This is a genomic window from Microcystis sp. LE19-10.1B (assembly GCF_027530565.1).
Lineage (GTDB): Bacteria > Cyanobacteriota > Cyanobacteriia > Cyanobacteriales > Microcystaceae > Microcystis > Microcystis aeruginosa.
In genome coordinates, this window is sequence record NZ_JAPZQM010000370.1 from 1 (window position 1) to 10,329 (window position 10,329).

12 protein-coding genes and 1 pseudogene are annotated in these 10,329 nt (G+C 44.6%); 4 read left to right on the forward strand and 9 right to left on the reverse strand.

What is annotated here, in order from left to right:
• Positions 1–188: 188 nt before the first annotated feature.
• On the forward strand, positions 189–332 hold the full coding sequence (locus O9332_RS13295) for an addiction module antidote protein (protein WP_004159469.1): 144 nt from the start codon (positions 189–191) through the stop codon (positions 330–332).
• On the opposite strand, the gene ggt is transcribed toward O9332_RS13295, so the two are convergent.
• The 3 genes from ggt to O9332_RS13310 form a co-directional block, all read right to left on the reverse strand.
• Positions 329–1,873, reverse strand: a complete 1,545-nt coding sequence (gene ggt / locus O9332_RS13300; protein ID WP_288025949.1) for a gamma-glutamyltransferase — start codon at positions 1,871–1,873, stop codon at positions 329–331. The two genes, O9332_RS13295 and ggt, sit on opposite strands and share 4 nt — an antisense overlap.
• A 144-nt stretch (positions 1,874–2,017) precedes the next feature.
• A complete protein-coding gene (gene lpxD, locus O9332_RS13305; protein ID WP_288025951.1) occupies positions 2,018–3,049 on the reverse strand; it encodes a UDP-3-O-(3-hydroxymyristoyl)glucosamine N-acyltransferase in 1,032 nt (343 codons plus the stop codon).
• 191 nt (positions 3,050–3,240) lie between these two features.
• Positions 3,241–4,125 carry an all3515 family Zur-repressed PEP-CTERM protein gene (locus O9332_RS13310; RefSeq protein ID WP_288025953.1) on the reverse strand — a complete coding sequence of 295 codons (885 nt, stop codon included), beginning with the start codon at positions 4,123–4,125 and terminating at the stop codon, positions 3,241–3,243.
• Positions 4,126–4,461: 336 nt separating this feature from the next.
• On the opposite strand from O9332_RS13310, the gene O9332_RS13315 reads away from it, so the two are divergent.
• From O9332_RS13315 to plsY, 3 genes are all read left to right on the forward strand, one after another.
• On the forward strand, positions 4,462–5,487 hold the full coding sequence (locus tag O9332_RS13315) for an ABC transporter ATP-binding protein (protein ID WP_288025955.1): 1,026 nt from the start codon (positions 4,462–4,464) through the stop codon (positions 5,485–5,487).
• A gap of 82 nt (positions 5,488–5,569) precedes the next feature.
• On the forward strand, positions 5,570–6,265 hold the full coding sequence (gene fabG, locus O9332_RS13320; protein ID WP_287731166.1) for a 3-oxoacyl-ACP reductase FabG: 696 nt from the start codon (positions 5,570–5,572) through the stop codon (positions 6,263–6,265).
• A gap of 69 nt (positions 6,266–6,334) precedes the next feature.
• Positions 6,335–6,991, forward strand: coding sequence for a glycerol-3-phosphate 1-O-acyltransferase PlsY (gene plsY / locus O9332_RS13325; RefSeq protein ID WP_004159480.1), 657 nt, complete (start codon positions 6,335–6,337; stop codon positions 6,989–6,991).
• A gap of 174 nt (positions 6,992–7,165) precedes the next feature.
• Here the strand turns inward: plsY and O9332_RS13330 are convergent, their stop codons facing one another.
• The 6 genes and pseudogenes from O9332_RS13330 to O9332_RS28425 all read right to left on the reverse strand — a co-directional run.
• Positions 7,166–7,657, reverse strand: a complete 492-nt coding sequence (locus tag O9332_RS13330) for a ribonuclease toxin HepT-like protein (protein WP_249264809.1) — start codon at positions 7,655–7,657, stop codon at positions 7,166–7,168.
• Positions 7,644–8,015 (reverse strand): nucleotidyltransferase family protein, encoded by a 372-nt coding sequence (locus tag O9332_RS13335; RefSeq protein WP_012264857.1) that lies wholly within the window; start codon positions 8,013–8,015, stop codon positions 7,644–7,646. The genes O9332_RS13330 and O9332_RS13335 overlap by 14 nt, the downstream gene beginning before the upstream one ends.
• 26 nt (positions 8,016–8,041) lie before the next feature.
• Positions 8,042–8,512, reverse strand: coding sequence for a ribonuclease toxin HepT-like protein (locus O9332_RS13340; RefSeq protein ID WP_004159484.1), 471 nt, complete (start codon positions 8,510–8,512; stop codon positions 8,042–8,044).
• Positions 8,494–8,847 (reverse strand): nucleotidyltransferase family protein, encoded by a 354-nt coding sequence (locus O9332_RS13345; protein ID WP_004159488.1) that lies wholly within the window; start codon positions 8,845–8,847, stop codon positions 8,494–8,496. The genes O9332_RS13340 and O9332_RS13345 overlap by 19 nt, the downstream gene beginning before the upstream one ends.
• Positions 8,848–9,034: 187 nt before the next feature.
• The gene (gene dapB, locus O9332_RS13350; RefSeq protein WP_288025959.1) at positions 9,035–9,865 is read right to left on the reverse strand and encodes a 4-hydroxy-tetrahydrodipicolinate reductase; all 831 of its coding nucleotides are present in this window, start codon (positions 9,863–9,865) and stop codon (positions 9,035–9,037) included.
• 364 nt (positions 9,866–10,229) lie between these two features.
• A pseudogene (locus tag O9332_RS28425) lies at positions 10,230–10,329 on the reverse strand (IS200/IS605 family transposase); the annotation flags it as partial.

The window sequence follows — 10,329 nt, forward strand, 5'->3', positions numbered from 1 at the left end:
TTCAAAAACCTTGCATTATCCTTCTTGTAGTACATCGCTTGGTACAAAAAACAAGGGCAACAAAGCCTAAAACGACCGACTCCTGACGACCGGCTACTGACTCCTACCCCCAGGAAAAACTTTTTCAGCAGACCCTATTTAACAGTAAAGCCGTCGTAGAACGACGGGGTTTCAGACCCAAATTTTCGATGACTCGTATTGCTCGTGAGACGGGTTTGGGACGGGAGAGTCTCTATAAATCTTTGTCGAATCAGGGTAATCCAGAGTTTGCTACAGTTCTTAAGGTTTTGCAAGCACTTGGGTTACGCCTGCAAGTTGTACCCATTACCTAAAAATCCCTAATCACTAATCCTACTCCATCTCGACGCGGATCGCCCGTAGCGGTTAATTCCCCCCGATCATTCACTGCCACCCCATGCACACCCCCAAAAAACATATTTTGTTCTTGCCACCGGGATACTTGAGTATTTGCGGGTAAAACCAGATTTTTGAGCATATTTTCCCGATCTTCTAAAGGTTCAATTCCTAATTGTTGATTTTCCCAATGTATGCGCGAGGCAGCGATCGCATCGGCTAAAGATTGCCGAAAATCGATTAAATTGCTAATAACCTGCAAAATAGCGGTGCGAATGCGATTGGAACCCCCAGAACCGAGAACAAATCGCGGCTTTCCTTCCTCTAAAATCATCGTCGGGGACATCATTGAGGATAAACGACGATCAACCGGCCAATTGTGAAAACCAAAGGGATTTAAGTCCGCTTCCCCGATCATATTATTGAGCATAATTCCCGTCCCCGGCACGGTATAAGCCGATCCTTCCCCGTTGGAAAAGGTGGCACTGGCGGCATTACCTTCCCCATCGATAACACTAATATGGGTGGTACTGCCCCATTTATTGGGATATTTGCCTAAAAATTCCGACGAGAGGAATTGCTCTTCGATTCCCTCCTGATGGATAAAATTATCGTAGCCTTGAGCGCGCGCTTGATTGGTTAAGGCCATCACCTCCGTTAAAATTTGCAGATGTTTGGCTCCTAGATGCTCTAAAGCCGATAAATTAACTGCTTCTAGTAATTTTAGGGCAAAAGCTAGGAGAATTCCCCCAGAACTAGGAGGCGGATTAGTCAGTATTTCGTAACCCCGATATTGGGTTTTTAGGGGTTTTCTCTCAAGGACTTGGTAATGATTTAAATCCTCTAGGGTGAGATAACCACCCTCCTGCATATCCTTGGCAATTTGGTGGGCGATTTCTCCCTCATAAAAGTCTTTTACGCCTTTTTTGCTTAATTCCTCTAAGCTGTTGGCAAAATCCCTCATCACACAGCGATCGCCAGCTTGGAGGAGTTTTCCTTGCGGGGCATAGACTTTTAAACCCTCTCTATCTTTGAGCAGAATCGAAGATAGTAAACCCAGGCAAAAGCCGTTATATTGGCTCAAAATGTAGCCTTGTCGAGCATATTCGATCGCTGGTTCCGCTACCACGGCAAAGGGCAATTTTCCCAGTTTTTTCTGCACTGTTTCCAATCCCCGTAACGCTCCGGTCGTTGCGATCGCACCTCGGCCAATGTGAAAATCTTGACTAGCACCACCAAAATTGATCGCCACTGGGTAAAAGTCGATATTTGTCAAGGGTTTTTTATATTTGGGAGTTTGACAAAAAAAATCAAAAAGGGTATTGACTTTTTCTTTGGTATGTGCTAGTAAAAAACCGCCGCCCCCCGCCGAAGCGAGGGTGAATTCGACCACGAAAGCCGCTAAAATCGAGCCAACTATCGCATCGAAGGCATTTCCGCCCATTTCTAAGATTAATTGTCCAGCTTCGGCAGTTTTTGGATGTCCTGCGGCGATAGCGCCCTTGCTTTTGCGAGTCACTTTGATTCAGTTATCAGTTATCAGTTATCAGTTATCAGTTATCAGTGGGGTGTGGGGTGTGGGGTGTGGGGTGTGGGGAGAAGGGAGAATAAATAAAAATAATCTCCTGTCTCCTGTCTCCTGTCTCCTGTCTCCTGAATAGGGCTATTTTTTCAACTGCTTAACCGCTTGATAGATTTCGGGTAAACGCTTGTAAGCGGCTGCTACCTTGAGGAATAGTTTATGCGGCATAGCGGGAGAACCAGAAACCACTTCTCCTGCCCCGATATCGTTGTGAATGCCGGTTTGGGCGGTTGCGATCGCACCGTCCCCGATCGCCGCTTGATTGGCAATGCCCACCTGTCCCGCTAAAATAACACGATTGCCCACTTTTACGCCTCCTGCCATGCCTACCTGTCCTGCAAGGGCGCAAGCTTGGCCAATTTGGCAATTATGGGCAATATGGACGAGATTATCGATCTTAGTCTGGCTACCGATGCGGGTTTCTCCCACTGCCGGGCGATCAACGGTGCTATTACAGCCAATTTCTACCCCATCTTCTAAGACCACGATACCGGATTGTTCCATCTTAAACCAGCCTTCGGTAACCGGCACAAAACCGAAGCCCTCAGCACCGATAACGGCGCCACTGTGGATAACGCAATCATTGCCGATTTGTACCCGTTCATGGATGGTACAGTTAGCGTGGAGAATTGTGCGATCACCAATATGCACTCCGGGGTAAATAACGGCGTTAGGATGAATGCACACCCCATCACCGAGGGTGACATTGGCTTCTACCACGGCATGGGCCCCGATGGCGACTTTATGGCCGATTTTAGCCGATGGATGCACCACGGCGGTGGCGTGAATGTAGGGTTGGGGCTGAAAGGGTTGATAGAATAATTTGATGGCGTGGGCGAATAAAAGTCGGGGATTGGCACTAGCTAACCAAGCGATGCCGCGTTCGTCGGCCTGTTGTTGTAAATTGGTATCCAGGGGCAGAATTAGGGCAGTAGCGTCAGTTTTGGCGACAAAGGCAGCAAATTTTCCCCCTTCGATATAGCTAATGGTATCGACTAGGGCGGTTTCGATGGGAGTTATGGCTTTAATTTGGGGATTTCTGTCGGGATAGGCGGTCAAACTCTGGGATTGTACTAAAGGACTTAATTTTTGGGCAATTTCACTAAATTTCATAAATATATATTGCGATCAAGATAGGGCTTATCCTAGGATAGTTTAAAACTATACTGATAATCTTGTCGTTATTATAGTCAAAAAAGTTGCTAGTTTTTTAGGGAATAATCCCTGTTTTCCATTTCAACAAAGCCGATCTCGATCTAGAGCGATTTTGGAGATAAGTTTGCTCTCTCCAAAACCGATTGGTTTTAGTTTTTACTACTCGATCGAGTTAATAAAATTGACCCGAACAGTATTAAGGCGATCAGAGTTGATGGTTCGGGAACTGTTTGAAAATCTAGGTTAAAAATTCCTGACTCTCCCCAAGAAAGGCTAAGATCTACCAGCTTAAAACTGGCTGAATATTTTCCCGGTCGAGAGGCAAGAAACTTCGGTAAAAAGGAGAAGTTATCACCAGTCCCGATCGCATAGATATCGCCAGCATTAGCTAAAATTGTCTGTCCTAAAGAGTTAGCTACGGTTAATCCATCACTAATCTCTAACAGTTGTAAGGATAGGTTGGCATTACCTAAAGACCGATTCCACCGTCCACCAGAACTGTTAAAAAGAGCTTGTTCTCCCAAGTCAGAGGAATTATTAATAGTTGCCACTGATTGCATCAGTAGATTGCTATATTCCTCCCCAGTGGCAGCACTAACAAAACTATTCTGAAAAATTCCTTTTCCCGCAATTAAGGAGAGAGGAGGCAATCCTGTAGAAGTCTCAGGAATGCGATTATTGCTGTTAGTAGGATTAACTACCGGATTACTAGACGGTCCGGAATAACTGTAAGTGCCGATACCGTGAAAATGAGGGGTTCCCTCTCGGTGAGCAACCAGAAGAGTTAACCGGTTATAGTTAGGATTGGCTAATCCCTCATAGATGCCCCGAGTTAAGGTGATTTGATTATCCACCCCGATATAAAATTCTGGCAAACTATGACCAATGGCAGGCTCTTCAGCCTTAGCCACCGTTACCAGGGCGAAAGAAAGCGATAAAATGAAGCTAACAGCGATAAATGGATATTTAGGGCTTTTTTCGCCGATTTTATTCCCAGCACAAACTAATCCTACCCCAGAGACCTGTAGAACCATGATTTCTCTCCTTAATTAGAACGATAATCATTATCATTCTAGCGAAAAACCCTTGTTCCGATTCACTTTTGCCAACAAAGTTAATTTAAGTTAACGTGAACAATGCTGTCCCAATAAGTTGCCCGAGCATCTAAAGGGGTCGAGGTGGATCAAGGAACAGGCAACGCCAGAACAGCAGCCGGTTCTCTGGGGATGAGGCCAAATCCCGTCAAAGTTTATCTTGATCAAAAAAGATAAACAAAGCTGTACTAGATTTTGCAGTGGGGAATCTGGGTTAAAATAGACCGAGAAAGTTAACAAAAAAATTGTCTCGCTCAAGTCGGCGAAAATCAGCTTATGACCCTTGCGGTGGCGATCAAAAAGTTAAAAAAATCCTACGGTCAGACAGCAGCGGTTAAAGATATCTCCTTTACCGTGGCAGCGGGAGAAATCTTCGGTTTACTCGGTCCCAATGGTGCGGGGAAAACCACCACGATTCGCTGTCTTTGTACCCTTGCTAAACCCGATGGCGGCAAAATCGAGGTGGGGGGTGTCGATGCCCTGAATAACCCCAAATCCGCCCGTAAACGCCTGGGTTACGTTGCCCAAGAAGTCGCCCTCGATAAAATGCTCACCGGCCGGGAACTGTTGCAACTACAAGCGGCTCTCTATCACATTCCCCCTCAAAAGTCAAGAGAGCGCATCAAAGAATTAATAAATCTTTTAGGATTAGAGGAATACGCCGACAAAAAAACAGGAACCTATTCCGGCGGCATCAAAAAACGGCTGGATTTAGCGGCGGGATTACTGCATCAGCCGGAAGTTTTGGTGCTGGATGAACCGACTGTGGGACTCGATATCGAAAGTCGTTTGATTGTCTGGGATTTTCTGCGACAATTGCGGGCGGCCGGAACCAGTGTATTAATTACCAGCCATTATCTCGAAGAAATTGACGCCTTGGCCGATAACTTGGCAATTATCGACAATGGTATCGTCATCGCTCGCGGTACCCCCTCACAACTGAAGGAGCAACTGGGCGGCGATCGCATTACCCTAAAAGTGCGAGAATTTTCCCCAGAGGAAGAGGCCCGAAAAGCGAAAGAGTTATTATCCCGTCTGCCTTTTGTCGAGGAAGTAATCGTTAATACCGCCCAGGGTAACTCCCTGAATCTCATCGTCACGGCCAATAGCAATCCTTTAAGCAAAATTGAACAAACCCTAGCCGAATCGGGATTACCCGTGTTCAGCATGGCCCAATCCCGTCCTAGTCTCGATGATGTCTATCTGGCGGCCACCGGACGCACCCTGATGGATGCGGAAATTGCCGCCGCCAGCAGTCGCGACCTCAAGGCGGAGAAAAAACAAGCGATGAAGGAATCCTAGTCCGGCGAGAAAGGCTGTAATATTGCCTAATTGCCCGGTTAAATCATCTATAATTGGAGCGATCGATTATATATCAATCATTATGAAAGATAAACGGGTATTGCTGACCGGCGGTACGGGAGGACTGGGTTTAGGAGTCACTCCGGCGGTTTTACACCATGGCGGTCAACTAACCATGACCTATCGGGAGGAAAGGGAGGTAGGTCGTCTGAAATCTCGGCTGAGTGCGGCGGAATTTGAGCGTATTCGCTTTGTCAGGGTGGATTTAACCCAAGAAACTGCCGTGGCTAGATTAATTGATGATCTCGGTCGGGTCGATGTTTTAATTCATCTAGTCGGGGGTTTTACCATGGGGGCGACGGAGGAGTTTAGCTATGAAGATTGGCTAAAAATGTTCGATTTAAACCTCCATAGCACTTTTTTACTGTGTAAACACTGTTTACGCTCGATGAAACTTCATAACTATGGTCGTATCGTCACTATCGGTTCTCGTGGTGCCGTACAACCGGGGGCAAATTTGGCCGCCTATTGTGCCTCGAAAGCGGCGGTAGTGGCTTTAACTCAAGCGATCGCAGAAGAAACCAAACAGACTAATATTACCGCTAACGTGGTTTTGCCCAGCATTATCGATACTCCGGGCAACCGGGAAGCGATGGGAGAGGCAAATGCCAAGGACTGGGTAAGTCCCCAATCTCTAGCCGAGGTGATCTGTTTTCTGGCAGGGGAAGGGGCGAAAGACTTGCGCGGGGCGGCAATTCCCGTCTATGGTTCCCTGTGAGTGGTTTTTTGTCTTCGGGCTGATACACTGATAACGGCGCTCGCTCTTGCTAAAAATTGGGGTTAATTTATGCTTATTCCGATTCTTATCAGTCTTACTATCTTACTTTTATCCTATCTGCTCGGTTCGATTCCCACGGGTTATTTAATCGGTAAATACAGCAAAGGTATCGATATTCGTGACTATGGTTCCGGTTCCACTGGGGCCACCAATGTGCTAAGAACTCTGGGAAAATCTGCCGGGGCGATGGTGTTATTAATTGATATGTTAAAAGGAATGGCGGCGGTGGCCCTGGTACGAGGACTATATTTTATGGATGTCAATCCTCTCCCAGAAAGTTGGTATTATTGGTTAATTATCGGGGCAGCATTGGGGGCAATCATCGGTCATAGTAAATCGATTTTCTTGAATTTTAGCGGTGGTAAATCCGTCGCCACCAGTTTAGGGGTTTTATTGGTGATGAATCCCCTAGTGGCTTGCGGAACTTTGGCGAGTTTTTTAGTTATTCTGGCACTTTTCCGGATTGTTTCTTTAGGTTCGATTATCGGGGCGCTGGTGGTGAATATTTTAATGGTTATTTTAGGTCAACCTCTCCCCTATATTTTATTTAGTTTGATGGGGGGAATCTATGTGATTGTTCGTCATCAGGGTAATATTAAAAGATTGTTGGCAGGGACGGAACCGAAAATAGGCCAGAAAGTACAGCAATCATCGGAAGTAAGTTAATAACTTTCTCAAGTCAGAATAACCACTGTGAAATGAAGTTGACGGCTCAAGAATAGGCTAAGACGCATTTTAACCGCCTATCCTTAGATTAGCTAAATCTCCCCCCGACGTCGGGTAGGGTTGGGGGGGTGTTGCCTCTTTCCCCATCTCAACAAGCAATCTTGTCTTTGAGGTTTAATTAAGACTGTCTGCTGTGGTTTTTAACCAAAGGATAAAACTATTAATATCTTCTTGGACTTGTAGCCATGTATTATAATAGTTATTAACCAGATTTTCTAGTTTTTGTTTTTCCAATTCAAAACCGTAGATATTGCGAACAACGTGCCGAAAGCTTAGGTATTCATTAAGTTTATGCACGGTATCTTCTCGTAATACAGCAGGACGATAATCTTGAGGTTTGCTCATACGATTTAATAGCCTTCTATGCCAGTCATAACTAGATGGTAAGCCACCATTTAACTCAGAAGCGATAATTTGAAAAATTCGTTCACATCCTGTATAGAAGTTATGGAGTTTTAGGGCTAAACTTTCGGCACAAATATGGGCTAGTGCCGGGTTGGTTAGCATTTCCGCTTGAACTAAACGCATTTGGCTTTCTAGCCGATTTAATCTATTAACTTCAGTGGCAATATCAAGGGCGATTTCTTGTAATTCACTGGCACTCATCGGACGCATAAAGACATTCTCCTGTTTGCAAAACTCTTTTAAGAAAATGAGGTTCTAAGTCTTCTATAGGCTTTAAATCAATCCAGCGAGCGCTAATTAAATTAACTTTTCCTAAAGCTTGAAAAAAACTTTCTGGGGGTATGCCAGCCACTGCTAGATCAATATCAGAAGTTTCCTGAAATTTACCTTTAACTAGAGAACCAAACAGGATAATTTTTGTAATTGGGAAATTTTCTTTTAAATAATCAATAACTGGCGGAAGATTTTTCCTTGCCTCTTGAGCTAATTTTTGATTATATTCCTGCTGTTCTTTTTGGCGTTTTTGCCAGTATTCAAGATAGGGATTATTAACCGACATAATCATTATAATATCGAGGATTTAGCTTAACTTTCTGCCCATTGTTCAAAGAAAATTTGAATATCTTTTTCTAAGTTTCTGTAGATTTTTCTTGCCCTGTCTAAATTAACTTTCAATTGCTCATAATCAATATTTGTGCCGTAGGCATGACGAAAAAAGTGCCGAAATCCTCGCAAACTATTTAACAAAGCGGCGGTTTCTGAAGAAATAAAAGCAGGACGAATTCCGGGGATAGGGACAGTCATTCTGTTTAATAAGGCTGTATGCCATTGCCGAGTATCGGCAATATGATTTTCAAAACAGGTAGCCACTATTTTAAGTAAATCCTCAGTGGCACTGTATAAATTATGGATTTGATAGGCAATGCTTTCCAGGCGAATGACATCATCGGGATTAACACCTTCGGCTCTAACAGCTAGTTTACCATCGATCGCTTTGATTAACTGTAATTGAGCATTTATATCAGCTTTCAACAGGATTAGTTGTCGGTTGTCCATAAAATTCCTTCTTCCCGAATTCGGTGGGCAAAATGACAGTTTTTCAGCAGAATAATATCCACCTCTCTCCCCAGATAATAGGACAGAATACTAATAGCCTCAAAGTGCAGTGCGGGATTGATATTTTCGACGGCAATATCCACATCAGAACCGGGGTGAAATTTATAGGGACGAGTCACGGAGCCAAAGATATAAGCTCGATTAATTCCGTATTTTACAGCATTTTCATGAAGCCATTGTTGAGTTTTCGCCAGCAGGGTTTGTCTTTGCTGTTCTCTTTGAATATCTTTTTCTTTGAGGATTTTATCGAGTTCTGGGGTAGGAAAAGCGCTCATGGGCTTATTTTACCATTGAGTTTAAGTAAGTGGTTCTAATTAAATAGAAGATAGATTGTGCCTTCGATCCCCCCTAACCTTGATCAGGGGGGTGCCGAACTGTTTGGTACTTTATTGATGACGACAATGCCCAATTAGCAAAGGTTTGAGCTATTACCACTACCATAAAATCACTACCTATCTTGATTTAGAGGATTTTTTCTAAACCGTAAACGAGGGATTGCAGCTGAGTAACTTTGCGGATAGAGAGGAGAACCCCCGGCATATAACAGGAGCGATCGCTGGTATCATGACGAAGGGTATAGATTTCCCCGGGGGAACCGAAAATGACTTCTTGGTGGGCAATTAAACCGGGTAAACGCACGCTATGAATACGGATGTTCTCAGCAGTTAAACCGCCTCTAGCGCCGGGGATAGTTTCTTTTTCGGAAACTTGGGCAGGATTAAAGGTTTTACCTAATTCTGCCAGTAATTCGGCGGTTTTGAGCGCCGTTCCACTGGGTGCGTCTGCTTTTTGATTGTGATGCAGTTCGATAATTTCCAGATGATCAAAGTAGCGGGATGCTTGCAGGGCAGCCTGTTGTAGTAAAACCATGCCAAGGGAAAAATTGGGGATAACTAAACAGCCGGTGCTGGCTTTTTCGGCAAATTCGGCTAAATCTTGTAGTTGTGCCGGCGATAATCCCGTAGTTCCCACCACGGGACGCACTCCATAGGCGATCGCACTGCGGGTATTGTCATAAACACCGTCGGGATGGGTAAAATCCACCATCACCCCTTGCACTTTTTCCTGAGTTGCCAGGACTAAAACACTCTGCAAATCCTCGAGAATCGGCACTTCTAGGGGTTCACAACCGGCCACTTCCCCCACATCTTGACCTCGAAAAGCTGGATTTCGATCCACTGCACCCACTAAGATCATATCGTCGGCACGAGCAACGGCTTTAATGACTTCCCGTCCCATTTTACCGGCTGCACCGTTGACAACTACAGGAATCGGTCCTCTATTTTCGGTCATGGTTAATTATTCTCCTTATATATAACCTGAGTTCGGGATAAGAAAAGGGAGAAGTGATCTGCTGAAAAACAGAAAACCATTCAGCCACCTTGCCCTAGGGTTAGTATAGATGCTTTATTCTGTCCTGTCGATGATTTTTGCCAATAATTTGCACCTCAATGCTCAAAAAGCTTACTTGCTTATGGACTGAAGACTCGACAACGAAAAATAAGCTTATGTCTGGGGGAAATTATGACGATTTTAATCGCTTTTCATACGGCGGATTCAGGCTCAGTCTGGTACATCTTCTCAGTGGAAAGGCTTATCCAATAATACTAAATCCGGTTAATGAACTACCCCGCCGCAAGCGGACGGGGTATCAGAATCAAAATAGACTCAATTGTAGATTTTGGTGTAGCTGCAGGTATTCTTTATCTTGTTCTTTTACATATCTCGCTATCATACCTTCATCCCCATGCTTTCCT

Excerpts from the sequence above, each read along its gene's own strand:
- O9332_RS13340 (WP_004159484.1), bottom strand. The coding sequence starts at position 8,512 with ATGGACAACCGACAACTAATCCTGTTGAAAGCTGATATAAATGCTCAA.
- O9332_RS13335 (WP_012264857.1), bottom strand. The coding sequence starts at position 8,015 with ATGTCGGTTAATAATCCCTATCTTGAATACTGGCAAAAACGCCAAAAA.
- fabG (WP_287731166.1), top strand. The coding sequence starts at position 5,570 with ATGAAAGATAAACGGGTATTGCTGACCGGCGGTACGGGAGGACTGGGT.
- dapB (WP_288025959.1), bottom strand. The coding sequence starts at position 9,865 with ATGACCGAAAATAGAGGACCGATTCCTGTAGTTGTCAACGGTGCAGCC.
- O9332_RS13295 (WP_004159469.1), top strand. The coding sequence starts at position 189 with ATGACTCGTATTGCTCGTGAGACGGGTTTGGGACGGGAGAGTCTCTAT.
- O9332_RS13310 (WP_288025953.1), bottom strand. The coding sequence starts at position 4,125 with ATGGTTCTACAGGTCTCTGGGGTAGGATTAGTTTGTGCTGGGAATAAA.
- O9332_RS13330 (WP_249264809.1), bottom strand. The coding sequence starts at position 7,657 with ATGAGTGCCAGTGAATTACAAGAAATCGCCCTTGATATTGCCACTGAA.
- O9332_RS13345 (WP_004159488.1), bottom strand. The coding sequence starts at position 8,847 with ATGAGCGCTTTTCCTACCCCAGAACTCGATAAAATCCTCAAAGAAAAA.
- O9332_RS13315 (WP_288025955.1), top strand. The coding sequence starts at position 4,462 with ATGACCCTTGCGGTGGCGATCAAAAAGTTAAAAAAATCCTACGGTCAG.
- lpxD (WP_288025951.1), bottom strand. The coding sequence starts at position 3,049 with ATGAAATTTAGTGAAATTGCCCAAAAATTAAGTCCTTTAGTACAATCC.
- plsY (WP_004159480.1), top strand. The coding sequence starts at position 6,335 with ATGCTTATTCCGATTCTTATCAGTCTTACTATCTTACTTTTATCCTAT.